Source organism: Lysinibacillus piscis (assembly GCF_026012395.1).
GTDB lineage: Bacteria > Bacillota > Bacilli > Bacillales_A > Planococcaceae > Lysinibacillus > Lysinibacillus piscis.
Map to the genome: position 1 here is coordinate 162655 of NZ_BRZA01000001.1, position 22899 is coordinate 185553.

Below are 22899 nucleotides of genomic sequence, written 5' to 3' on the forward strand. Positions count from 1 at the left end.
TGCACATTTTGCACATACTTCTTTGTCTTTTACATCACGGTAGCTTCTGGCTCGTGGGTGATGATTTCTTTAATTACATTGCCCTCGCCCATAATTGCTACTGTCGGCTGATGGTCTTTCGCTTCTGCATTATCTACGTATACATACGATAAAATAATCACAATATCGCCACATTGTACAAGACGTGCGGCTGCACCATTGACACAGATAACGCCAGAACCACGCTCACCTGCAATAATATATGTTTCAAAGCGAGCACCATTATTATTATTGACGATATGCACCTTTTCATTTGGTAACATACCTACTGCATCTAACAAATCTTCATCAATCGTAATAGAGCCAACATAATTTAAATCCGCTTGTGTCACAGTGGCACGGTGGATTTTACTATTCATCATCATTCTAAGCATGGTCATTTCCTTCTTTCATTTCAATTAGACAATTATCAATTAAACGTGTTTTACCAATATAGACTGCTGCTGCTAACAACACTTGTTCAGTATTTGCTGTCACTGGCGTTAAATCTGGATACGTTAGTAATTCAATATAATCAATTTTCCCATTTGTTGCTGTTGTAATATGTGCACGTGCCTCTGCAAGTGCAGCCGCTACATCACCATGTGTTAAAAAGTGTGTGCGTGCCAGTTGTAAGGCTTTTTGAATAGCAGGCGCTTCTTGTCGCTCTGTCTCACTTAAATAAACATTGCGAGACGATTTTGCCAAGCCATCTTCCTCTCGTACAATTGGGACAGCACAAATTTCTAATGGGAAATTATAATCACGCACCATCGTTGAAATAATCGCAAGCTGTTGTGCATCTTTTTGACCAAAATAGGCGCGTATTGGTTGTGTTAAATGAAATAGCTTTGCCACTACTTGTAGCACCCCATCAAAATGACCTGGACGGCTCGCACCACATAGCACCTCTGCCTGTCTTCCTGCATGAATGCGAATTCCCCCATCCTGTGGGTACATTTCCTCTACAGTTGGTGCAAAAATAATATCTACACCAGCTGACTCCGCCATCGCTACATCACGAGGCAAGTCACGTGGATAGCTTTCAAAATCTTCATTTGGACCGAATTGTGTAGGGTTTACAAAAATACTCATCACCACTAAGTCATTTTCTTTACGTGCTTGCTCGGCTAATGTTAAATGCCCCTCATGCAAATAGCCCATCGTTGGCACAAGCCCAATTGTTTTTTTCTGATCTTTTTCCGCTTGAATTGCTGCGGTTAATGCTTGAATGGTTGTGATGACATTCATGATTTTGTGCCTCCATATAATTGCTCTAGCGTTTCTTCCTTCATCGTAAAGCTATGTTGTAATGCTGGGAAAGTTTGTGCCTTTACATCTGCTACATAGCGAGCAATACCTGATCTCGCTGCAGTGCCCATATCACCGAAACGCTCCACAAATTTCGGTACATGGTGTGAACCATAGCCAAGCATGTCATGGTAAACGAGCACTTGTCCATCTGCCTCAACACCTGCACCTATTCCAATTGTTGGAATCGTCAAGCGTGCGGATACCATTGCTGTTAATTGGTGAGGAATACATTCTAGTACAACTGCACAAGCCCCCGCTTCCTCACATTGCTTTGCTTCAGCTAGTAATCGCTCTGCCTGCTCTGCTGTTTTCCCTTGCACTTTATAGCCACCAAGCACACCCGCTGACTGTGGCAGTAAGCCTAAATGCGCTACAACAGGAATACCTGCCGCTACAAGTTTACGAATCATAGGTATAACCTCGCCTGCCCCCTCTAGCTTCAACGCATCTGCACCTGTTTCCTGCATCATCTGAACAGCCGTTTTTAATGTTTCATTGCTATCCCCATGATAAGAACCAAATGGCATATCTACGACAATAAATGTATCCTTTGCGCCACGTCTTACGGCTTTTGCATGGTGCACCATATCCGCTACAGTTACAGGCATTGTAGACGAATACCCTAGTACGACCATTCCTAATGAATCCCCTACTAAAATCATATCGACACCTGCATCCTCTGCGAATCGTGCCGCTGGGTAATCATAGGCAGTGAGCATAACAATTTTCTCACCTGCCGCCTTCATCTTTAAAAAATCTGCTGTTGTTTTCACTTTATTTCCTCCTTTGTTCAAGGAAAAAAACAAAAAACCTTCTGCACCATAAGTGGACAGAAAGGTAGTGTAGTCGCTCATATCTTACTTGAACGTCTTGTTTTCTTCCGTCCCTGTCTCTATCAGATCAAGGCAGATATTTGTGTAACATAGTGAATGAGTTTGAAGGTGCTGTTCACAAAAGGATACCGCCCTTCAGCACCTACTATAACAGATGTCACCAGCATTCTTCAATTAGAAATACTTAAATAAAATTTGACAAATGATATTATACAACGTATAGTATCAATATATTATATGACATATAATATACATGACCATATAATAAAATAGGAGGTGTACTATGACTTTTCAGCTTGGCTCTGCCTTACTCGATGCTTGTGTGCTTGCTATCGTGGAAAAAGAGGATGCATATGGCTATTCCTTAACACAGCAAGTACAAACGGTGATGGATATATCCGAATCAACCTTATATCCAGTCTTACGGCGATTACAAAAAGCAGATTATTTAACTACCTATGATCAACCATATCAAGGAAGAAACAGACGCTATTATAAAATTACAGGGCAAGGTCGCCTGCGATTATTAGAATTATCAACGGAATGGCAACAGTATAAAGCAAAAGTAGATCATGTACTTTTAGGAGGAGAACAAAATGGATAAAGCAAGTTATTTGAAAAAATTGCGTTGGAAGCTGCGACGATTACCCGTGCAGGAAATCGATGCAGCATTAGCTTATTATGAGGAATACTTTGAAGAAGCAGGTCAAGAAAATGAGCAACAGGTCATCAAGCAATTAGGCTCTCCTTCTGCTGTTGCTGCACAAATTATCGCTGATTTTGCCTTAAAGGATATTGACTCTACAGCAAGCTCAACGAAAAAAAATATGACCACACTATGGTTGGTGATTTTAGCTATTTTATCTGCACCATTATCATTGCCGTTACTTGCAACAGTATTCCTTCTTATTCTTACGGTTGGTATTGTCATTTTTAGTATTATTTTCTCGATTATCGCTGTCATTGTCAGTATTTTTTTAGGCGGTATTGCAGCATTCATTGCAGGATTCCTTGTACTGATGGAGCATTGGCCAACTGCACTACTCTTTATGGGGCTTGGTTTAATCGTTATTGGTATTAGTATTTTGCTTTATCCATTTGTTGCACGAGTGATCAAAAAAATAGGGCAGGTTAGTGTACAAATAGTAAGTCAATTGTTCCATAAAATCACAAAGAAACGTCAGGAGGAGTTTTAAATGTTCAAACGTTCAAGCTGGTTGGCTGGCTGCATTATCCTATTAGGAATACTATTAGCTGGCTTTGGCTATATATCTGGTGGAAAATGGTTTATTTTTAAAGATGATACGGGCTTCCATGTACCTGCCAAAACAACTCTTGAAAAAAATGTTTATGAAACAGAAAACTTCTCCAATATCCAAGTAATTAGTCATAATAGCGATGTCCAGATTAAAACAGGAGACCATTTTGCATTAGAAACCCACACCGTTAACAAGGATGATGTATCCTTTCATGTGAAAGACAATACATTAACTGTCACAACACCAGAGGCGAAAAAAAATACGTTTGAGTTTGGCATTGGTAATTTCCATTCATCGTCCATCACGATTTACGTACCTAAAGATACGAAGCTACATACAGTCGACATTGCCACATCTTTTGGTGATACAACATTACAACATATACTGTACCAGCAGTTATTACTAGATAGCGGTAGTGGGGATATTACACTTCAGCAAACAGATGGTGAAACAACTACGATTGAACAAGGTTTTGGTGATATAACAGCTCGAAATATAACAGGTAAGACATTACAAATTGAAAACCAAAATGGAGATATCACAATTGGTGGCACAATTATAGATTCTGCTACGATTACGTCCTCCTTTGGTGATATTACCTTACATCTACAAACAAGTCGTCAGCTTACTGTGCATAGTAACAATGGAGATATTGCGATTGACGGGCTATTAAATGGTTTAACAGCCATTACCTCTTCTTTTGGCGATATTAACCTACAGCTGCAAAACAAACAATCAGCACTAGGCTTTGACCTCCAAACACAATTTGGGGATATTACAGTTAATCAAAAATCCTATTCCAATCAAGCCTCACAAGTAGTTACATCAGACCAGAAATTAACAATTTCATCAGATAATGGAGATATCGAACTATCTTTTGTAAAATAAAAAGGAGCTGTGGAGAATGATTCTCTACAGCTCTTTCCAAATCTATCACTAAGATAATATGCGAATATCCCCTGCTAGAACGGTGCGGACTGTGCCATCACTTTGCGTTAATTGCAATATGCCCTCATCCGTTACACCGCTTGCTACCCCTTCAAAACGCTCGCGAAGCGTTGTGACCTCAATACGTTGACCAATCGTGCAAGACAACTGCTCCCACAATGTTTTGATTGTGGCAAAACCTTCTTTAACATAAATATCCGTAAATTGTTCTAAATAACGTAAAATCATCGCAACTAGCTTCGCACGATTAATTTCTTCCCCTTGCTCTATGCGTAAAGAGGTTGCGATTTTTGCAATTTCTGGTGAAAAATGAGCAGCTTCTTGATTAGCATTAATCCCAATACCGACCAATAAAGCTTGTACAGCCTCTGCCTCTGCCTGCATTTCTGTCAAAATACCTGTACACTTTTTCCCATGAATGAGTAAATCATTCGGCCATTTAATCGCTGGCTCTATCGTAGGGTATAATGTTTTCATAGCCATTGTCACCGCTACAGCTACAACAAGGGTGTAAGATGAGGCCTGCTGTGGTGTGACATCTGGACGTACAATAATCGTCATCCAAATACCTTTGCCATGTGAAGATTCCCAAGGACGAGCCATTCGACCACGCCCCGCTGTTTGCTCTTCGCCAATGACAATGGTTCCTTCTAGTGCGCCCTCCTGTGCCAGTTTATGAGCAATAATTTGTGTTGAATCCACTACATCAAAATGATGAATATGTCGACCAAAACGCTCTGTTTGTAAAAAAAGCTCAATTTGCGCTGGGCTTAAATTATTGGGCATCGTCGTTAAGCGATACCCCTTTTTTTTGACTGTTTCAAATGTATAGCCTTCTTCTTGTAATGTCTGCATATGCTTCCAGATAGCCGTTCTCGACACACCTAATGTATCCGCTAACTCCTGCCCTGAAACGGCTTCACCATTTGCTTCTACTAATCGTTTTAAAATCGCTTCTTTTATGGTCACGCCCATATTTTATCCAATCCTTTAATCATATTGAAAATCATACTGCACTAGCCATGCTTGAATCGCTTGTCGCTCATTTGCTACTTCTCCATTCACAACGGCTTCCATAATTGTCTGCAACACTTGCTTTAACCATGGACCTCTCTTCCGTCCCAACCATGTCATGACATCCACACCATTCACGACAAGCTCCTGCTTATGCTGAATCGGTAATTGAGCCTGTTTTTCGCAAATTTGTTTATACGATATCGCAACGACTCCTTGCTGTAATGTGGCAAAGTAAGCAGCAGCAGCAAGCTCCACTAAGCTATAAGTAAAATAGTCCATATTTGTCCAGCCCACTTGATAGACTTGAAAGGCTGCCAATACAGCTTTCACAAAAGCCATCTCTTTATTGGATAAACGATAGTCTCGCAGTATATCTTGCCAGCTGTCACCTTGCAATAAGGCAAAATAGGCCCAACCAACCTGTGCATCAGTCGTCTGAAAGTTTTGCCATGCCTCCGCTTCAAAGCTCCCTGTTAATTGGGTAGCCAAACCACTATTTTGCAAATTCAGCAGACCATTGTAAACATATTGACCAACCCATAATTTATCCAGCTCTGCTTTCATGCGCTCTTTGGCAATCCAAACAATATCGTCTGCTCTTTGCTGTATCGCTTGTAATGTTTTCGGGTCAATCGTAAAACCAAGCTGTGCTGAAAATCGCACTGCTCGTAGCATACGAAGAGCATCCTCTTGAAAGCGTATTTCAGCCTCTCCAACTGCACGAATCAAACATGCCTGAATATCCTGCTGTCCACCATAATAATCGACAAATGAGCCATCACGACGCATCGCAATCGCATTCATAGTGAAATCACGTCTCTGTAAATCTGCCCGAAGTGACCGCACAAACTGAACGTCGGCTGGTCTACGATGGTCCGTATAATCACCATCTGTTCGGTAGGTCGTCACCTCCACCGTTCCTTCTGGCACAACAACAAGCACTGTACCATGCTGAATGCCTATATCGACCGTTTGTTGAAAAACAGCCTTCACCTCATGTGGTAGAGCACTTGTTGCTACATCTACATCATGTACCCTACGCTCTAGCAACACATCTCTGACAGCACCACCAACAATGACAGCTTCAAAGCCAGCTTGCTCTAATTGTGCAATGACTGCATATGCTGCTTGCCACTCTTTAGTGTTTTGCATGGTGTATCGCAGCTACTTTCTCATATAATTGTTCATATTGCTCCACAATTTTAGCAGAATGGAATTTTTCGTTGACCGCTTGAATCGCTGCCACTCTAAACTGCTCATGTTGATCTGCATCTTGTAATAAATTCAGCGCATAATCCACAACAGCCTCTACATCCCCTAGCTCCACTAAATAGCCATCTACGCCATGTGTAATAACCTCTGGAATGCCACCAATTGCTGTGCCAATACATGGTACACCACAAGCCATTGCCTCTAGTAAAACAAGACCAAATGACTCTTTTTGTGATAATAATAATTTCAAATCACTAATAGCATATAGTTCAGCCAAATTGTCCTGTTTGCCTAAAAACAGAACGTCTTTGGCATAAATACAGCCTTTCACCTGCTCAATCACTCGATGTTTTTCAGGTCCGTCTCCTACTAACAATAATTTCGCTGGCATTTGCTGACGAATTTTCATAAAGGCTGATACAATATGCGGTAAATTTTTGATTTGACGGAAGTTTGATACATGAATGAGCACCTTTTCATCTGGTTGAATACCAAATTGCTGCTTTAACTCACTCGCATGACGTGGATAATATTCTCGCTCATCGACAAAATTATAAATCGTCTCAATCGGCTTAACTGTATCAATCAATTCATACGTTTGTTGCTTCAAGGAATCCGATACAGCCGTCACAATATCTGATTGATCAATCCCATATTTAATCGCTTGTGATAGTGTAGAATCTTGCCCTAGTACGGAAATATCTGTTCCATGCAGCGTTGTCACAATACCAACATCCTGCCCACTCATTTCTCTCGCTAAAACGGCGCAAACCGCATGTGGGATTGCATAATGCACATGTAGCACATCTAACTGCTCCTCTTTAATCACCTCAGCCATCTTACTAGCAAGGGCGATATCATACGGTGAATATTGAAAAACAGAATAATTATTAACCTCTACCTCATGGAAAAAAATAGTTGGATATATTTTATTCAACCGAAAAGGTACACTGGACGTAATAAAATGGATTTCATGTCCTTTTTCTGCAAGCAGTTTCCCTAATTCTGTGGCAATCACTCCTGAGCCACCTACAGTCGGATAACAAGTAATACCTATTTTCAGTTTTTTCATTCGTAATCATCCTTTCTCACATACGCTTTTTACGAATGTTGGTCATCTTGAATTAATCGCCAGTCAACAAAGCCCTGTTGCAAACCTTTTAACAGCACTTCAGCTGTCCCCATATTTGTCGCAAGTGGCACTTGATATACATCACAAAGGCGTATAAGTGCAGATACATCTGGCTCATGTGGCTGAGCTGTTAACGGATCACGGAAGAAAATCACCATATCCATCGCATTATCCGCAATCATCGCTCCAATTTGCTGGTCACCACCTAATGGACCTGAGCGAAAGCGTGTCACCGTTAACTCAGTAGCCTCCATAATACGTTGCCCTGTTGTGCCCGTTGCATAAAGGCTATGCTGTTTTAAAATGGCTTGATAGGCTAAAACAAATTGTACTAAAAGGTCTTTCTTTTGGTCATGTGCAATTAAGGCAATTTTCATCTCAATCCCATCCTATTCTTTAGATGATGTTTTCTAAACCATACACTAGTTGATCCATTTTCATGACTTCTTCGATACAAAAAGCAATACCTGACATAAAAGATTGGCGGTTCAATGAATCATGACGAATCGTCAATAATTGACCATCCCCACCAAACAATACTTGTTGGTGCGCCACTAAGCCAGGTAATCGCACTGAATGAACACGCATGCCATCAAAGTCTGCTCCCCTTGCACCTGCTAGTGTTTCTTTTTCTTCTGGATGTCCTTGTTGTTTTGTTGCACGTACTTCCTGAATCATTTGTGCTGTTTTCAAGCCTGTACCTGATGGTGCATCCAATTTTTGGTCGTGGTGCATTTCGATAATTTCAACATCTGGTAAATATTTCGCCGCTTCCTTTGCAAACTTCATCATTAGCACAGCACCAATTGCAAAATTTGGCGCAATGATACAGCCAAGCTCCTTTTCCTTTGCTAAGGCAGTAAGTTCAGCCAGCTGCTCATCTGTAAAGCCTGTTGTCCCTACAACAGGGCGTACATTTAATGCTAATGCTTCTTTTGTATGTTCGTATACGGCATGTGGATTCGTAAGGTCTACTAACACATCAGGTGCTGTTACCTCCACAAGCTCCTGCATATCTGTAAAAATCGGAGCAAGGTAGCTTGCAGGGAATATTTCTAAATCAGCTAATGTTTGCCCTACCTCTTTATAATCTAAGACAGCCACTAATTCCATATTTTTTTGTTTCATGACGGTATGGACAGCTTCTATTCCCATTTTTCCTCTCGCACCTGCAATAGCTACACGAATCGACATTACACCTCATCCTTTCTCGTCCAACGATCTTTATCTCTCGTTTCAAATTTATGTATGACACGTAAAAGTGCCTCATCCAATTGAATTCCTTGCGCATTGGCAAAGCATACTAATACAAAGAAAAAATCACCTAATTCTTCTTCAATACTATTTTTGCCTTCTGTGTTCTTTTTCTTTTTTTGCCCATAAACATCCTGCACCTCACGGGATAATTCGCCAAGCTCCTCCGTTAATCTTGCTAGTAATTCAAATGGTGGAAAATAACCTTCTTTAAATTGTCCGATATAAGCATCTACACGTTGCTGCAATGCCTTCATTGTTAACTGTTCTGTCATTTCAATCACACTCCTACTTACCATCGTATAAAATTTATACGGATGTTGTCAAAAACAATAAAATAACCGATAATAAAGTGCGGTACATTATTTGGTGAAAATTATAGGAGGATACATGTTAAATCAGATTAAAATTCGCAATATTATCGGCATTATTATAGGTGCAGCCATCTTCAGTTTCGGTTTTGTGCATTTCAATATGCAAAACCAACTTGGGGAAGGTGGATTAAGTGGGATTACGTTAATTCTTTATTTCACACTTGGCTGGGACCCTGCTTTAATGAACTTATTATTAAATATTCCAATGTTTATTATTGGCTATCGTTTACTTGGTGTAAAATCCTTTGTTTATACACTTGTCGGTACATTATCAGTTTCTGTATTTTTAAAAGTATTTCAAGTATACGAATTCACTGTCCATCTTGAGGACGACATGTTGCTTGTCGCACTATTTGCGGGCTTATTCGTAGGGCTGGGGCTTGGTATCGTGTTCCGCTTTGGTGGCACAACAGGCGGTGTTGATATTGTCGCACGTCTTGCCCATAAATATGTAGGCTGGAGCATGGGGAAAACGATGTTTATTTTCGATGCTATCGTTATCCTTTTATCATGGCTTACATTCTTAGATGCCCGTTCAATGATGTATACACTCGTTGCCGTTTTTGTTGGAGCACGCGTGATTGACTTTGTACAAGAAGGGGCTTACGCAGCGAAAGGAGCCCTTATTATTTCGGAGCATTCTAGTGCTATTGCTGACATCATTGCACAGCGTATGGAGCGTGGCATTACGATTTTAGAGGGGCATGGACATTTTACAAAGCAACAGAAGGAAGTCATCTATTGTGTGATTGGACGCAATGAGGTTGTACGTTTAAAATCCATCGTCCATGAAGTAGATCCACATGCCTTTGTATCCATTATTGAAGTACGAGATGTAGCAGGTGAAGGCTTCACGCTCGACGATCAAAAACAACCACTTCATTAAAAAAACTTGCTAGCATGAAAAAATCATGCTAGCAAGTTTTTGCTTAGTCATTACTGCGCATATTCGTAAAAATTAAAATTAAACGTAATAGCTCTAGTACAGCTACTGCTGCTGCGGCAACATATGTTAATGCTGCTGCACTTAATACTTTACGTGCAGGACGTTCCTCTTCATTTGTAATAATACCGAGTGAGTTCATTTGCACTAATGCACGCTTAGATGCATCAAATTCAACTGGTAATGTCACAAGTTGGAATAGGACACCTGCGCCAAGCAAGACAATCCCTAATAATAACATGTTGGCACTACTTGCAAAAATACCAATCATCACGAAAATCCAAGAAGCATTTGAAGAAATATTCGCAACAGGCACAAGTTTACTACGCAATGTGAGCATTGAATAGGCTTCTTTATGTTGAATCGCATGGCCTACTTCATGTGCGGCAACAGCTGCCCCAGCAATACTTGCCTCATAAAAATTACTTTCCGATAATGCAACCGTTTTTGTTGCAGGATTGTAATGATCTGACAATACACCTTGTGTTGGAACTACTCGCACATCATATAAGCCGTTCGCATCTAAAATCGCCCGCGCTACCTCAGCACCTGTTTGTCCCTTCATTGTACGTTCTTTTGCAAATTTCTTGTATGTACCCTTTACCTTCATCTGTGCATAAAGTGGCAACAATAACACGATTGCAAAATAAATAATATACATCGTTGTCGACAATTTTCTAACCCCTTTCTAGCTCTATATAGTTATTCTATAATCAATTGTCTAATTGGGCAAATATTTGCGCCATCGAATAGCGAAAACAGCTAAGAAAATACAAGCAATCGACAGCCAAAACGTAAAGTAGCCAATATAGCTTGTGTAATTTGCTAAATCACGATACATAGGCATTTGACCAAACACATAGTCAATGACATCATTATGCAATGTCCATACAGCAGCTACGGCAATATGCCAATAAGAGAATGTATATTTTCCTATATACAGAATACCCTGCACAGCCATAGCAAAATGGGAGCCCACAAGCATCCATCCTTGCCAACCAATCGAACCTGTTTCTATCAATGTCCAAATATTCATGACATCTGCCCATAGCCCATATTTCACCAATGTTACAAGTGCTAACACTTCCATCAATGGCCAACGCTTACCAATAATCCATGCAAATAGGACAAAGCAGAAAAATAAGCTGGCTGTCGGGCTGTCAGGTACAAAAATTAAAAAAATAGGTTTCGTAATTGCTAACTGCCAGCCATACCAATAATAACCGTATATTGTACCAAATACATTAATAATTAATAGTAATAGCAAAAACGATTTATGTGTAAGAACATACCAAATATTCGCACGTGTTATTTCCATCCTACCCACTCTTTCCACAAACTAAAAATTATGTATACTGAATAAGCAACTCTTTGCTTTGATAAACGTCATAATAGTAGAAAAAAGAGCCAGTTTCCTGACTCTTTCAATAAAAATTATTCTACAGGCTTTAAGCTCGCAATAAATTCAGCTAATTGCTTCGCTTCTTCATCTGTACCTTTAAATTGACCAGCTGGCATTCCACCACGTCCATTATGGATAATATCTTCTGCTTCTTCAGCAGTTAATTGATTTCCTAATAATGAAGGCGCAGCAGGACCACCACCTAAATCTCCACCATGACAGCTAATACAAGATTTTGTTTGCTCGCCATCGCCTACTTCACCATTCCAAATAGCAAAGCCTGGTAAAGATTCATCAATAGTAACTTCTACTTGTGATGGGATTTCACCCATTTTCTTTTGAGCTTCCCAGTCATGGTTAACAACTGATTCCCAAGTTAAATAGAACATAGCAGCCAAAGTTAATAGCATAAATGCTGTTGGTAATGGACGCTTAGATGGGCGACGCTCTGGACCTTTGTCTAAAAATGGCATTAATAATAGCGCTCCAAATGCAAGACCTGGAATGACAATTGCTCCAATAACATTATATGGACCAGAAGCAAATGAATATTTTAAAAGTTGGTACATAAATAAGAAGTACCAGTCTGGTAGTGGCGTATATGCTCTTGTTGGATCAGCCGGTCCTTCAAGTGGTGATGGATGTGCGACTGTTAGTAACAAGTAAGCAATTAAAAATACAGCACCTACCATCCATTCTTTTAGTAAGAAGTTTGGCCAGAAAGCCTCTGTCTTACCTGGATATTCGGAATAATCTTTTGGAAGATTCGGCATTCTGTGATTCACTTTAATACGGGAATCACCAACAAATTTCATTCCTTTTCCGCGATGCATTGTGTCCCCTCCTTTAAAAAATCATCGAACCGTCAAGAAAAAATCACAACGGTCCTGAAATTCCTTGACGACGAATCATGATAAAGTGCGCTGCAAGTAATGCAAACAATACTGCAGGTAAGAAGAATACATGAATCGCAAAGAATCGTGTTAGCGTTTGTGCACCTAGAATTGTCGTGTCACCCGCTAATAAGATTTTAATTAACCCACCGATAAATGGTACGGATGCAGCAATTTCGATACCTACTTTTGTAGCGAATAATGCTTTCATATCCCATGGTAATAAATAGCCTGTAAATCCAAGACCCATCATTACACCAAAAATACCTACACCAACCATCCAGTTTAATTCACGAGGCTTTTTGTAAGAACCTGTGAAGAATACACGAAGCGTATGTAAGAACATCATTACGATAACTAATGAAGCTCCCCAGTGGTGCATACCACGAACGATTTCACCAAATGCTACTTCGTTTTGTAAATAATAAACTGATTTCCAAGCATTCACTACGTCCGGTACATAATACATTGTTAAAAACATACCAGAAAGAATTTGAATTACTGTAATGAAGAATGTTAATCCACCGAAGCAGTAAACGAATGCTGAAAAATGGTGTGCAGGGTTAACGTGCTCTGGCACTTCGTGGTCGGCAATATCACGCCAAATAGGTGTAATATCTAAACGTTCATCGACCCAATCATAAATTTTATTTAGCACTGGTTTCTACCCCCCTACTTTTTAACTAGCGTATTTGCTTTTGTTGGACCAATCAGTAATAAGCCATCTTTTTCTTGCACATCATACTCATCCAACGGACCTAGAGGTGGTGTACCTGCAACATTGCCTCCGTCTTTTGTATAACGCCCTGCGTGACATGGGCAGAAGAATTGCTCTGGGTGACCAGAATCTGCATTCCAATCCACCATACAGCCTAAATGTTTACAAACCGGTGATAGCGCAATAATTTTATCGCCACTTTTATAAACCCACGCTACGTTTGTCACATCTGATTTGTACCATGCATCAAGTTGTTCAAATGTAAAGTCAACTTTAGTAGGCTCTTCCGTGATGTCAGCGACTTTCAGTGAGGTTTCGACAAAATCCCCACCACCATGATTTTGTAATACTGGGTCAATTGCAAAACGAACCATTGGCATCAACATACCTGCCGCCATGAATCCGCCTACACCTGTAAGGGTATAGCTAAGAAATTGACGACGTGAAACTCGATTGTTACTCATCCTTTTCCCCCCTCTAACTTAAAGGTCAGTCCAACGGACATACTTTTACAAATAGTAATACTAGGACATATCTATGATATATCAAGTCCATAGCTTGGTCAATATAGCATTCTGTGGATTGCTAGAGAATGTGAACATTTATTGAAACAAAATGTCAGATCATTGACCACTTTTCCGAAAATTTAGGAACAACTTGTCGCAATTGGTCTTCCAAAATAGAACTTTTTACGCTTTTATTCATACTTTCTAGTGGAATTGCTGGGAGCCAGATTACATTCACCTGTCCTTCAAGGGCTGTCCAAAAGTGGTCACATGTCAGGAAAAAAACATGCTTAAAGCCCGCTTCATGAAATTGCTTCTCTAATTCCTGTGGCATATTGGCATTTTTATACATCACGCTGTAGGAAAAAGGTGGCATCACAACAAGCCGTCCTTTAAATTGCTGTTCAATAAAACCTGTTAGCGAAAGTAAAAAATCAGCCTCTGCGCCACTTTGTTTTATTTTTTCTGCTGCTAAATCAATAGATACAAGCGGGACAATTGCTGTATCAATAAATTCTTTTTGTGTTAGAAATACTGTCATATCTGTTGCATTAAAATACATCCAATAAACCTCCCGAAAAAAATGCCTTTTCCCACTCTTCAATAAGATAACCAATAATAGGTGAAAACAATCATCACTTATTATAGTACCATATTGAATGCAGGAAAAGGCATGGAATTTTAAGTTACTATGAACGAGAATTTGCTGTTTCTTTTAAGGCCTGTAATAAATTAGATAACTCATAAAAACGTTCTTTATCGCCTTGATCAAGTGCTTCGTCAATTTGAGCCAGCAATTTTTCCTCTTGGAATACATACAAGCTATTTGATAGCATCTCTTCAGCTAACCGTCGATCTTTTTCACTAATGAGTAATGTTTCTGGCATATATGGATTTTCTTCTAATACCGCTAAATATTGTGCACTAGGTGGTATGTTTGGAAAGTTCAACTGAATGTACATATCCTCTTGCTCATGCAATCGTAAATCATGGAACGATTTCTCGGCATCTGCTGTCATTACATTGCCTTTGTAAAAACGAAATGGCACACCTGTCGAATCAACAGTAGACATGACCATCGCTCTTGGGCAATAATGTGCTTCTTCTACAAATCGTATACGCTTTAATAATTCATCATTACTTAACAAATAATTTAAAATCCATACACACTCACGTCGCTTTAATTGATAATTCTTCAAAAACCAACGAACGAATGTTTTTTTATCGACAACTGATACTGAAGCAGTCATCTCCACTCCCTCCTTTATGCAAATTCTAACGCATCCAATTGCTCTTGCCATGTAGGTTCGCCAGGTTGCAGTACAGTCAGTTGTTGCAGTACTTCTTTTGCCTCTGTACGTCGACCTTCCTCTAATAGGAAATACACATATTTTTCTAAAAATGCGACGTCGTCCTTAAAGTCAGTATATGCTAAACGGTAAAATCCGTATGCACGGTCGTACATTTCTAAATTTTCATATGCCTCCGCCACAAATGGATATAGCGCACTCCATTCAAAATCATTTTGCTGTAAGGTTTCAAACAGTTCTACCACATCCTCATAGCGCTCCTGCTGCGTCAGAACAGATGTCAGGACGAATACAGCTTCCATATACTCAGGATCAATGGCTATCGCTTCACGTAAATGCTGCTCTGCCTCTGTTGGCAAACTATTTTTAAGTGCCATTTTTCCTGCAAATAAAAATAATGTTTTATCATATTCATCACGTTTTAGCCCTTCCATAATAGCTGTATAGGCTTTTTGATTGTCTTCCATCATCGCATAGCTCTCCGCTAACAACAAATACGCAGAAAAATAGTCAGGGTCTAATTCTTTTAATTCTTCTAGTTGTTTAATCGCCATTTCATATTTTTGCGATTGGAATGCTGCATAAGCCGCACCAAATAACATATCAGGCTTCACTTCATCCTCCAAGGCTTCTACGTAATAATCAAGAGCTGTTTCATAAGCCGCACCTGCACGATACACCTCAGCCAAGCGTTCCACGAGACGAATGCCTGCAAATTCATTTTGTTGTGCATGTAGCTCCTCATATAGCCTTGCCGCTTCTAAAAAACGCCCTGTTTCAAATAAAAGCTCTGCCTTCGCAAATTGTAAAAGTGGTTCATCAGGTAAAAGCGATAATGCTTCATTAATACGCTTCTCTGCCACCTCAAATAAGCCTTGCATTTGATAATAATCAGCTAATACTAATAAAGCTTGTGGATACTCTGCGGAAGTCTCATCAATTGCTAGTAGTAGCTCCAATGCCTCATCCTCATCACCAAGCTCCATTAGTACATTGGCACGGTCAATCTTCAACTGTGCTTCTTCTGGGAATAAAAATTGTAAATGCTCTAACACATGATTTGCTTCTTTCATATAACCGTACTGCATAAAAAGCTCTGCTAGTGCGTAAATATCCTCTGGTAATTCCTTTGTTAAAAACGTTTCTAACAGTTGGTCAATTAATGCTAAATCTCCTTGCTCTAGTGCGTGCATCATCTCAGTCATTGCATTATTCACAGTTTGTCACCTATCTCTTTTCTTAATACTCCTATGCTACCGAACATTTTCTTACGAGACAAGAAAAAACTCTCCAAAAAAATAGGAGAGTTTGTTTAGGTTCGGCGGATGTCACAGATTTTGAGGGTCTGCATGATATAGGTCAGTTAACCGTTAGCACAGGACATTGTTAGACTAATTTCCTCTAAAAAGTAAACTTAAAAAAATCTGAAAGCAACTATGTCAAAGCATAATTGATTATTGTTATTTTTTCACTGCCTCAATATGCTCAAAGAAAGATGGATACGAAACAGCTACACATTCCGCATCGTCTAATGTCACAGCATCTGCCGTAATCAATGATGCGATAGCGCCCATCATGCCAATACGGTGGTCACCATATGTTCTTAAAGCTGCCCCATGTAATGGTGTAGGTCCTTCAATCACCATACCATCCTCTGTAGCTTCAATGTTCGCACCAAGCTTCTTCAATTCATCTACCACCGCTGTAATACGGTCTGTTTCTTTTACTTTCAGCTCTTCTGCATCTTTAATAATCGTTTGGCCCTGTGCTTGTGTCGCCAATAACGCAATAATCGGAATCTCATCAATTAAGCGTGGAATGATATCGCCACCAATTGTTGTCCCTTGCAATGTAGACGTTTCAATTGTCACAGTGGCTGTTGGCTCTGCTTGCTCGTTGTCACTTGGCGTCACAGTGATGGCTGCACCCATTTGCTGTAACACCTCAATGATGCCATCACGTGTTGGATTGATCCCCACATTTTCTAAGGTAATTCTACTATTTGCACAAATCGCTCCTGCTACTAAGAAAAAGGCTGCTGAGGAAATATCACCTGGCACGGCTACATGTGTACCTGTTAATGTTTGTCCACCTTGTAATGACACGACACCATTATCTACCTCTACCTGTACACCAAATTGTCGCAACATGCGTTCTGTATGGTCACGAGACACTTCTGATTCTCGCACAATCGTTGTCCCTTCCGCACGTAAACCTGCTAATAAAATAGCTGATTTCACCTGTGCACTCGCTACAGGCATTGTATAATCAATTGCTTGCAATGTTGTTCCTTGAATCGCTAATGGTGTGTATTGTCCATTGGCACGTCCTGTAATCTGTGCCCCCATTTGACGTAGTGGATCAATGACACGACGCATTGGACGCTTACCAATCGAAGCATCTCCTGTCATGACAGAATGAATGGATGAGCCTGCTAAAATACCTAGCATCAAGCGTGTTGTTGTACCAGAATTCCCCGTATATAATACTTCTGTTGGCTCTTGCCAATTTTCGATACCAGCGCTGTCAATCGTCACATTTGTACCATTCACTTCAATTGCCACGCCTAATTTACGAAAACAATCAATCGTGCTTAAGCAATCTTCGCCAAGCAAAAAACCCTCTACTGTCGTTCTGCCTGTCGCAATCGCACCAAACATCACGGAACGATGGGATACTGATTTATCACCTGGAATGGCCAATGTCCCTTGTAATGAAGGTTGATTGTATTGTAGTACTTTTTCACTCATCACTATTCTTCCTCCAATATGAAGATAGAAAGCGCCATCGATTGGACGCTTTCTTCTATGAAATATATGTTTCAAAATGGGCTCGTTTGGCAATACATTTCGCTGCACGTTCCCGATCATGTTCACTTTGCAAGCTAATCACAAGCACACCAAACACATCCTCACGTGATTCCACAATCCGCAAATTCGTAATGCTAATTGCTTCATCCGCCAATATACCTGTTACCTCTGAAATAACCCCTGGATAGTCAGGTACATCCACATACAAGTCAAATGATGTAAAGATGGCCCCTGCACTAATCGGCAATTCATCTCTTAAATCCTTTGCCACAGCAAAATAGGCTTCAATCTCATGTGCATCTCCTTGTAGCAATAATTGCTTCACACGCCCCATCTCTGCTTCCCAATCTTCTAGCTGTGTAATCAATTCTTCACGATTTTGTAGTGTAATATCTCGCCATAATACAGGATTAGATGAGGCGATACGTGTCACATCACGAAAGCCCCCTGCCGCAAGTGAGCGTGTCATTGGGTATTCGCCATTTTCTCCACCTAATTGATGGACTAAGGAAGCCGCAATAATATGTGGAAAATGACTGACAACTGCTGTCATATGATCGTGCTCACTCGCTGAGACGCTAACAACTTTCGCATGTGTATATTTCAACAAACTTTCAAGCTGGGCCATATGAATAATTTCCTCGCCAGCAAGTGGTGTCAGCATATAATACGCATTTTCAAATAAATGTGCCTTTGCTGCTAACACACCACTTTTATGAGAACCTGCCATTGGATGTCCACCAATAAAGGTGATGCCTAGCTCTCGCAGCTCTCCAGCCTTTTGCATAATAGACTTCTTCGTACTGCCCGTATCTGTGACAAGTACTTTCTTTTTCAGTGGCCATGATTTGAGTTGTTCCATCCAGTCCAATGTGGCATTGACAGGTGTACCAAAAATAATGACATCTACATCAGCAGCGGCTTGCATTGGATCTGTGACAATTTCATCCACAATATGCAGTGTTTTCGCATGCTCACGTGTTTGACTATCCATATCATAGCCGATAATTTTCGTTTCGGGCGCTTTTTGTAAGGCTAACGCAATAGAGCCGCCAATCAGCCCTAGCCCAATAACGAGCACTTTCCTTGTCATGCAAAAACTCCTTGTGCTGTTAATATTTCTTCTAAATGCGCTAATAATGCTGCATTTTGAGTCTCTGTACCAATTGTCACACGAATAAAGCCAGGTAAGCCTAATGCATTACCACTACGGATAATAAAGCCACGCTTCATCAACTCTTGGAAAATAACATCACTATCTGCTTGACTATCAAAGAAAATAAAATTTGTATCAGAAGGGTAGTAGGTTAAATTATGCTTCTCACAAAAATCTACATATTGTTTTTTCCCTTTTTCATTCGCTTCACGACAAGCACGAATATAGCCTTGGTCATCTAATGCAATCGCCGCAACAGCTTGACTTAATATTGTATTGTTAAACGGTGCACGTACAGGATCTAACTTAGCAATCACCTCTGGCTGTGCAATAGCATAACCTACACGGAAAGAGGCTAGACCATATGCTTTAGAGAATGTGCGCAGCAAGATTACATTTGGATATTCTTCAATTAAAGGCAATGTATCCTTATGCTCTGGATGTGTAACATACTCGATATATGCCTCATCTAGCACGACTAATACATCACTTGGTACTTTTGCTAGGAATGCACGTAATGCGCCATCAGGAATGACCACACCTGTTGGATTATTTGGACTGCATACCCAGACAACCGATGTTTGCTCATCAATTGCCACTAACATGGCATCTAAATCATGTGCGCCCTCAATACAAGGAATTTTCCGTACTTCTGCTCCCTCGATTTCAGCATTATGCCAGTATTGAGAGAAGGATGGATCGGCCATCACAGTATTGACACCAGGATATAAAAGAGCACGTGTAATAATCGCAATAATATCGTCTGAACCATTACCGAAAAGAAGTTGTGTCTCCTGAACCCCTACATGCTTAGCAACAGCGGTACGCAAATTTTGTGCATAGCCATCTGGATATAACGCATGATTCACCGCTTGATTTTGTAAATAGGCCGTTACTTTCGGTGAACAGCCAAATGGGTTTTCATTTGACGCTAATTTAATCACTTCCTGTAAGCCATATTCACGCTGTACTTCCTCGATTGGTTTACCTGGTTTATAAGCCTGCATACCATCCAATTGTTGCTTCCACTTCATCTTTCAACCACTCCTCTTATTTCGCTTGTGCTAAATCTGGGCGTAATTTTACTGCATCATTCAAATAAATATGTTTGACGTCCTTTTGTGCCAATTCGACATTAGCATGCACTAATACACGAATACATAAAGGCAATGCATTCGGCACATCCATTTCATGTGTACACATCACAGGCACATACTGCCAGCCTTCCATCAAACGAACTGCCCTTGCTGGAAAGGCAGATGTAATATCAGGCGTTGTTGATATCATAATGGATGCAATGTCCTCAATTGCTACATGATTCGCCTCTACTACTTCTCGTACTAATCTTGCTGTCTCATCCCATACTAGTTCTGGCTTGTCAGACTCAATTGTAATTGCTCCTCTAAGACCTCGAATCATACAAGCACCTCCGCTAATAACTGTCTAAACTCAGCGTCTACCTCTCGACACTCTGCTACATCAATGGCTTTGACAAATGGTCGTCCAATTTCCTGTAGCAAAACGAATTGTAACACGCCATATTCCGTCTTTTTATCTTTCATTAAATAACTAACTAATTCATCAAAAGAATAGTGCTGTACAGCATCAAATGGATAACCGTTTTTCGCCGCAAATTGCAAAAAGGCTGTCGTAAATGCTCGATTCATGTCACCATAGCGTTCACTTAATAATAAACAGTACACCAGTCCAATCATGACCGCCTCACCATGTGCTACTTTGCCATAGCCTGCTGCTGCTTCAATGGCATGTCCATAGGTGTGACCTAAATTCAAAAACTTGCGTACAGATTGCTCTGTTTCATCCTCCGCTACAATACGAGACTTCACTTCAATACCTTTTTGTAAATGCTGTGCTAATGCCTCTGTAGAGAAATGAATAACAGAGTCAGCTGTCATTAATTCAGTCAACCATGCAGCATCTGAAATCATCGCATGCTTAATCATTTCCGCTGTACCTGAACGCACTTCTCGCTCAGGCAGGCTTGCTAAAAAAGCAATATCATAAATAACGCCCTCTGGCTGATAAAAAGCGCCAATCATATTTTTGCCAAGTGGATGATTAATCGCTGTTTTCCCACCAACAGCCGAATCATGCGCTAAAATGGTTGTTGGGATTTGGATAAACGGTATTCCACGCATAAACGTTGCTGCAACAAAGCCTGTCACATCACCAACAGCACCACCACCAAATGCAAAAATAAATGATTTACGTGAGCATTCATGTTCAAGTAAAAATGTGTGAGCAGCATAGTATTGTTCAAATGTTTTTGCTTCTTCACCATTCGGCAACACAAATACGTCAAATGGATAAGGGAAATTTGCTTGGAAGTTCTCTCCCTGTGCCGCCCAAACATGCTCATCTGTAAAAACAATTAGCTTGTCTGCCTTTTGTAGCTTGTCTGCAAAGACTTGTAATGCCTCTGTTAAAAACTGATAGCCAAGCACAACTTCATATTGATGTGATTTTGTTGCTACTGGTACACGCATAGCTTAAAACTCCTTTGTATAACGACGTTGCTCATCAATTTGAGCCTTTAATTGTGGCAATTGGTCACTATGGAATTGCTCCATAATCGCATTAGCAATTTCCCAGGCAATAACATGTTCAGCTACAATAGAAGCTGCTGGAACAGCACAGCTATCTGAACGCTCAACACTTGCTTTAAATAGCTCTTTTGTTTCAATATCTACGCTTTGCAATGGTTTATATAGTGTAGGAATTGGCTTCATAACCCCTCGCACAACAATTGGCATACCCGTAGACATTCCACCTTCAATACCACCTAGTCGATTCGTTGTACGTGTATAGCCCTGCTCCTCATCCCATACAATTTCGTCATGTACTTGTGAGCCTGGTAAACGTGCCATTTCAAAGCCGATTCCGAATTCAACACCTTTAAAGGCATTAATCGATAGCATAGCTGCTGCTAATTTAGCATCTAGCTTGCGATCATAATGTACATATGAACCAACACCCGCTGGCATCCCTTCCACAATCACCTCTACAACACCACCGATAGAGTCACCTGCTTTTTTCGCTTCATCAATCGCCTCTACCATTTTCGCTGACGCTTCTGGGTCTACACAGTAGCATGGGTCCGCTTCTACAATGTCACGAATAGCTGCTGCTGATTGACCTGCTACTAATGATGTATTTGCTTTAATACCAACAATTTCTGTCACATGTGCCACAATCGAAATGCCTAATTCATTTAATAATGCTTTTGCCACAGAACCTGCTGCTACCCGCACCGTTGTTTCACGTGCAGAAGAACGCTCTAACACATTGCGCAAATCTCGATGACCATATTTCATACCGCCTACTAAATCCGCATGTCCTGGACGTGGGCGTGAAATTTGGCGTTTAATTTCTTCTGGATTCACATCAGCCGCTAATGGCTCTGCACCCATAATTTTTGTCCAATGCTTCCAATCATCATTCGTTACGACAAGTGCTACAGGAGAGCCTAATGTTTGCCCATGTCGTACACCTGCAACAATTTCTACTGTATCTGTTTCAATTTGCATACGGCGGCCACGACCATGTCCACCTTGACGACGCTTTAAATCATGATTAATTTTTTCTGCTGTAATTGGTAAGAGTGATGGTAATCCTTCAATAATTGTTGTTAACTGAGGTCCATGTGACTCTCCTGCTGTTAAATAACGCATAAAAACACTTTCTCCCTTCAACTCGCTAAATTATGTATTTTTCACTATAACATAGATTGCTACAAAAAGTAACACCTTATTAAATACGAATATTCTGAATGATTTTCT

General features: G+C 40.4%; 27 protein-coding genes. 4 read left to right on the top strand and 23 right to left on the bottom strand.

Going from position 1 to position 22899, the window contains the following annotated elements:
- Nucleotides 1-29: 29 nt before the first annotated feature.
- The 3 genes from panD to panB are packed head-to-tail and all read right to left on the bottom strand — an operon-like array spanning nucleotide 30 to nucleotide 2105.
- On the bottom strand, nucleotides 30-413 hold the full coding sequence (panD, locus tag OPF91_RS00835; RefSeq protein ID WP_264986775.1) for an aspartate 1-decarboxylase: 384 nt from the start codon (nucleotides 411-413) through the stop codon (nucleotides 30-32).
- A complete protein-coding gene (panC, locus tag OPF91_RS00840; RefSeq protein WP_264986776.1) occupies nucleotides 406-1269 on the bottom strand; it encodes a pantoate--beta-alanine ligase in 864 nt (287 codons plus the stop codon). The genes panD and panC overlap by 8 nt, the downstream gene beginning before the upstream one ends.
- Nucleotides 1266-2105 carry a 3-methyl-2-oxobutanoate hydroxymethyltransferase gene (gene panB, locus OPF91_RS00845; protein ID WP_264986778.1) on the bottom strand — a complete coding sequence of 280 codons (840 nt, stop codon included), beginning with the start codon at nucleotides 2103-2105 and terminating at the stop codon, nucleotides 1266-1268. Before panB ends, panC begins: the two co-directional genes overlap by 4 nt.
- Before the next feature lie 343 nt (nucleotides 2106-2448).
- Here panB and OPF91_RS00850 point away from each other — a divergent pair, with 343 nt between their 5' ends.
- The 3 genes from OPF91_RS00850 to OPF91_RS00860 are packed head-to-tail and all read left to right on the top strand — an operon-like array spanning nucleotide 2449 to nucleotide 4312.
- Nucleotides 2449-2769, top strand: a complete 321-nt coding sequence (locus OPF91_RS00850) for a PadR family transcriptional regulator (protein ID WP_264986779.1) — start codon at nucleotides 2449-2451, stop codon at nucleotides 2767-2769.
- Complete coding sequence (locus OPF91_RS00855) at nucleotides 2762-3361, top strand: DUF1700 domain-containing protein (protein WP_264986780.1); 600 nt, start codon at nucleotides 2762-2764, stop codon at nucleotides 3359-3361. The genes OPF91_RS00850 and OPF91_RS00855 overlap by 8 nt, the downstream gene beginning before the upstream one ends.
- Nucleotides 3362-4312 (top strand): DUF4097 family beta strand repeat-containing protein, encoded by a 951-nt coding sequence (locus tag OPF91_RS00860; RefSeq protein ID WP_264986781.1) that lies wholly within the window; start codon nucleotides 3362-3364, stop codon nucleotides 4310-4312.
- Between the two features lie 48 nt (nucleotides 4313-4360).
- On the opposite strand, the gene OPF91_RS00865 is transcribed toward OPF91_RS00860, so the two are convergent.
- The 6 genes from OPF91_RS00865 to OPF91_RS00890 are packed head-to-tail and all read right to left on the bottom strand — an operon-like array spanning nucleotide 4361 to nucleotide 9262.
- Nucleotides 4361-5347, bottom strand: a complete 987-nt coding sequence (locus OPF91_RS00865; RefSeq protein WP_264986783.1) for a biotin--[acetyl-CoA-carboxylase] ligase — start codon at nucleotides 5345-5347, stop codon at nucleotides 4361-4363.
- A gap of 15 nt (nucleotides 5348-5362) precedes the next feature.
- On the bottom strand, nucleotides 5363-6541 hold the full coding sequence (locus tag OPF91_RS00870; protein ID WP_264986784.1) for a CCA tRNA nucleotidyltransferase: 1179 nt from the start codon (nucleotides 6539-6541) through the stop codon (nucleotides 5363-5365).
- Entirely contained in the window at nucleotides 6528-7673 is a 1146-nt protein-coding gene (gene bshA / locus OPF91_RS00875) for an N-acetyl-alpha-D-glucosaminyl L-malate synthase BshA (RefSeq protein WP_264986785.1), read from the bottom strand. The genes OPF91_RS00870 and bshA overlap by 14 nt, the downstream gene beginning before the upstream one ends.
- A 29-nt stretch (nucleotides 7674-7702) precedes the next feature.
- Nucleotides 7703-8110 (bottom strand): methylglyoxal synthase, encoded by a 408-nt coding sequence (gene mgsA / locus OPF91_RS00880; RefSeq protein ID WP_264986786.1) that lies wholly within the window; start codon nucleotides 8108-8110, stop codon nucleotides 7703-7705.
- 19 nt (nucleotides 8111-8129) lie between these two features.
- Entirely contained in the window at nucleotides 8130-8927 is a 798-nt protein-coding gene (gene dapB, locus OPF91_RS00885) for a 4-hydroxy-tetrahydrodipicolinate reductase (RefSeq protein ID WP_264986787.1), read from the bottom strand.
- Nucleotides 8927-9262 (bottom strand): nucleotide pyrophosphohydrolase, encoded by a 336-nt coding sequence (locus tag OPF91_RS00890; protein ID WP_264986788.1) that lies wholly within the window; start codon nucleotides 9260-9262, stop codon nucleotides 8927-8929. Before OPF91_RS00890 ends, dapB begins: the two co-directional genes overlap by 1 nt.
- A gap of 115 nt (nucleotides 9263-9377) precedes the next feature.
- Between OPF91_RS00890 and OPF91_RS00895 the strand changes: the two genes are divergently transcribed.
- Entirely contained in the window at nucleotides 9378-10247 is an 870-nt protein-coding gene (locus OPF91_RS00895; protein ID WP_264986789.1) for a YitT family protein, read from the top strand.
- A gap of 43 nt (nucleotides 10248-10290) precedes the next feature.
- Here OPF91_RS00895 and OPF91_RS00900 read toward each other — a convergent pair whose 3' ends face one another.
- The 14 genes from OPF91_RS00900 to aroC all read right to left on the bottom strand — a co-directional run bounded on the left by OPF91_RS00900 (nucleotide 10291) and on the right by aroC (nucleotide 22791).
- Nucleotides 10291-10965, bottom strand: a complete 675-nt coding sequence (locus tag OPF91_RS00900) for a zinc metallopeptidase (RefSeq protein ID WP_264987845.1) — start codon at nucleotides 10963-10965, stop codon at nucleotides 10291-10293.
- A gap of 60 nt (nucleotides 10966-11025) precedes the next feature.
- Nucleotides 11026-11622: a lipoprotein heptaprenylglyceryl N-acetyltransferase LhaT gene (gene lhaT, locus OPF91_RS00905; RefSeq protein ID WP_264986790.1), complete on the bottom strand. Its 597-nt coding sequence runs from the start codon at nucleotides 11620-11622 to the stop codon at nucleotides 11026-11028.
- A gap of 116 nt (nucleotides 11623-11738) precedes the next feature.
- Nucleotides 11739-12539, bottom strand: coding sequence for a menaquinol-cytochrome c reductase cytochrome b/c subunit (locus tag OPF91_RS00910; RefSeq protein ID WP_264986791.1), 801 nt, complete (start codon nucleotides 12537-12539; stop codon nucleotides 11739-11741).
- A gap of 43 nt (nucleotides 12540-12582) precedes the next feature.
- Nucleotides 12583-13257: a menaquinol-cytochrome c reductase cytochrome b subunit gene (qcrB, locus tag OPF91_RS00915; RefSeq protein WP_264986792.1), complete on the bottom strand. Its 675-nt coding sequence runs from the start codon at nucleotides 13255-13257 to the stop codon at nucleotides 12583-12585.
- A 14-nt stretch (nucleotides 13258-13271) separates the two neighbouring features.
- Complete coding sequence (locus tag OPF91_RS00920; RefSeq protein ID WP_264986793.1) at nucleotides 13272-13781, bottom strand: Rieske (2Fe-2S) protein; 510 nt, start codon at nucleotides 13779-13781, stop codon at nucleotides 13272-13274.
- Nucleotides 13782-13935: 154 nt separating this feature from the next.
- Nucleotides 13936-14385, bottom strand: coding sequence for a DUF2487 family protein (locus tag OPF91_RS00925; protein ID WP_264986794.1), 450 nt, complete (start codon nucleotides 14383-14385; stop codon nucleotides 13936-13938).
- A gap of 127 nt (nucleotides 14386-14512) precedes the next feature.
- Nucleotides 14513-15073, bottom strand: a complete 561-nt coding sequence (locus tag OPF91_RS00930) for a ReoY family proteolytic degradation factor (RefSeq protein ID WP_264986795.1) — start codon at nucleotides 15071-15073, stop codon at nucleotides 14513-14515.
- Between the two features lie 14 nt (nucleotides 15074-15087).
- Nucleotides 15088-16338, bottom strand: coding sequence for a tetratricopeptide repeat protein (locus tag OPF91_RS00935; RefSeq protein ID WP_264987846.1), 1251 nt, complete (start codon nucleotides 16336-16338; stop codon nucleotides 15088-15090).
- 255 nt (nucleotides 16339-16593) lie between these two features.
- Nucleotides 16594-17883, bottom strand: coding sequence for a 3-phosphoshikimate 1-carboxyvinyltransferase (gene aroA / locus OPF91_RS00940; RefSeq protein WP_264986796.1), 1290 nt, complete (start codon nucleotides 17881-17883; stop codon nucleotides 16594-16596).
- 55 nt (nucleotides 17884-17938) lie between these two features.
- On the bottom strand, nucleotides 17939-19036 hold the full coding sequence (locus tag OPF91_RS00945) for a prephenate dehydrogenase (RefSeq protein WP_264986797.1): 1098 nt from the start codon (nucleotides 19034-19036) through the stop codon (nucleotides 17939-17941).
- Entirely contained in the window at nucleotides 19033-20133 is a 1101-nt protein-coding gene (hisC, locus tag OPF91_RS00950) for a histidinol-phosphate transaminase (protein ID WP_264986798.1), read from the bottom strand. Before hisC ends, OPF91_RS00945 begins: the two co-directional genes overlap by 4 nt.
- A 16-nt stretch (nucleotides 20134-20149) precedes the next feature.
- On the bottom strand, nucleotides 20150-20518 hold the full coding sequence (aroH, locus tag OPF91_RS00955) for a chorismate mutase (protein ID WP_264986799.1): 369 nt from the start codon (nucleotides 20516-20518) through the stop codon (nucleotides 20150-20152).
- Nucleotides 20515-21606, bottom strand: a complete 1092-nt coding sequence (aroB, locus tag OPF91_RS00960) for a 3-dehydroquinate synthase (RefSeq protein ID WP_264986800.1) — start codon at nucleotides 21604-21606, stop codon at nucleotides 20515-20517. Before aroB ends, aroH begins: the two co-directional genes overlap by 4 nt.
- A gap of 3 nt (nucleotides 21607-21609) precedes the next feature.
- Nucleotides 21610-22791 carry a chorismate synthase gene (gene aroC / locus OPF91_RS00965; RefSeq protein ID WP_264986801.1) on the bottom strand — a complete coding sequence of 394 codons (1182 nt, stop codon included), beginning with the start codon at nucleotides 22789-22791 and terminating at the stop codon, nucleotides 21610-21612.
- Nucleotides 22792-22899: the final 108 nt, after the last annotated feature.

Excerpts from the sequence above, each read along its gene's own strand:
- panD (WP_264986775.1), bottom strand. The coding sequence starts at position 413 with ATGCTTAGAATGATGATGAATAGTAAAATCCACCGTGCCACTGTGACA.
- panC (WP_264986776.1), bottom strand. The coding sequence starts at position 1,269 with ATGAATGTCATCACAACCATTCAAGCATTAACCGCAGCAATTCAAGCG.
- OPF91_RS00850 (WP_264986779.1), top strand. The coding sequence starts at position 2,449 with ATGACTTTTCAGCTTGGCTCTGCCTTACTCGATGCTTGTGTGCTTGCT.
- OPF91_RS00855 (WP_264986780.1), top strand. The coding sequence starts at position 2,762 with ATGGATAAAGCAAGTTATTTGAAAAAATTGCGTTGGAAGCTGCGACGA.
- OPF91_RS00860 (WP_264986781.1), top strand. The coding sequence starts at position 3,362 with ATGTTCAAACGTTCAAGCTGGTTGGCTGGCTGCATTATCCTATTAGGA.
- OPF91_RS00865 (WP_264986783.1), bottom strand. The coding sequence starts at position 5,347 with ATGGGCGTGACCATAAAAGAAGCGATTTTAAAACGATTAGTAGAAGCA.
- OPF91_RS00870 (WP_264986784.1), bottom strand. The coding sequence starts at position 6,541 with ATGCAAAACACTAAAGAGTGGCAAGCAGCATATGCAGTCATTGCACAA.
- bshA (WP_264986785.1), bottom strand. The coding sequence starts at position 7,673 with ATGAAAAAACTGAAAATAGGTATTACTTGTTATCCGACTGTAGGTGGC.
- mgsA (WP_264986786.1), bottom strand. The coding sequence starts at position 8,110 with ATGAAAATTGCCTTAATTGCACATGACCAAAAGAAAGACCTTTTAGTA.
- dapB (WP_264986787.1), bottom strand. The coding sequence starts at position 8,927 with ATGTCGATTCGTGTAGCTATTGCAGGTGCGAGAGGAAAAATGGGAATA.
- OPF91_RS00890 (WP_264986788.1), bottom strand. The coding sequence starts at position 9,262 with ATGACAGAACAGTTAACAATGAAGGCATTGCAGCAACGTGTAGATGCT.
- OPF91_RS00895 (WP_264986789.1), top strand. The coding sequence starts at position 9,378 with ATGTTAAATCAGATTAAAATTCGCAATATTATCGGCATTATTATAGGT.
- OPF91_RS00900 (WP_264987845.1), bottom strand. The coding sequence starts at position 10,965 with ATGTATATTATTTATTTTGCAATCGTGTTATTGTTGCCACTTTATGCA.
- lhaT (WP_264986790.1), bottom strand. The coding sequence starts at position 11,622 with ATGGAAATAACACGTGCGAATATTTGGTATGTTCTTACACATAAATCG.
- OPF91_RS00910 (WP_264986791.1), bottom strand. The coding sequence starts at position 12,539 with ATGCATCGCGGAAAAGGAATGAAATTTGTTGGTGATTCCCGTATTAAA.
- OPF91_RS00920 (WP_264986793.1), bottom strand. The coding sequence starts at position 13,781 with ATGAGTAACAATCGAGTTTCACGTCGTCAATTTCTTAGCTATACCCTT.
- OPF91_RS00925 (WP_264986794.1), bottom strand. The coding sequence starts at position 14,385 with ATGTATTTTAATGCAACAGATATGACAGTATTTCTAACACAAAAAGAA.
- OPF91_RS00930 (WP_264986795.1), bottom strand. The coding sequence starts at position 15,073 with ATGACTGCTTCAGTATCAGTTGTCGATAAAAAAACATTCGTTCGTTGG.
- OPF91_RS00935 (WP_264987846.1), bottom strand. The coding sequence starts at position 16,338 with ATGACTGAGATGATGCACGCACTAGAGCAAGGAGATTTAGCATTAATT.
- aroA (WP_264986796.1), bottom strand. The coding sequence starts at position 17,883 with ATGAGTGAAAAAGTACTACAATACAATCAACCTTCATTACAAGGGACA.
- OPF91_RS00945 (WP_264986797.1), bottom strand. The coding sequence starts at position 19,036 with ATGACAAGGAAAGTGCTCGTTATTGGGCTAGGGCTGATTGGCGGCTCT.
- hisC (WP_264986798.1), bottom strand. The coding sequence starts at position 20,133 with ATGAAGTGGAAGCAACAATTGGATGGTATGCAGGCTTATAAACCAGGT.
- aroH (WP_264986799.1), bottom strand. The coding sequence starts at position 20,518 with ATGATTCGAGGTCTTAGAGGAGCAATTACAATTGAGTCTGACAAGCCA.
- aroB (WP_264986800.1), bottom strand. The coding sequence starts at position 21,606 with ATGCGTGTACCAGTAGCAACAAAATCACATCAATATGAAGTTGTGCTT.
- aroC (WP_264986801.1), bottom strand. The coding sequence starts at position 22,791 with ATGCGTTATTTAACAGCAGGAGAGTCACATGGACCTCAGTTAACAACA.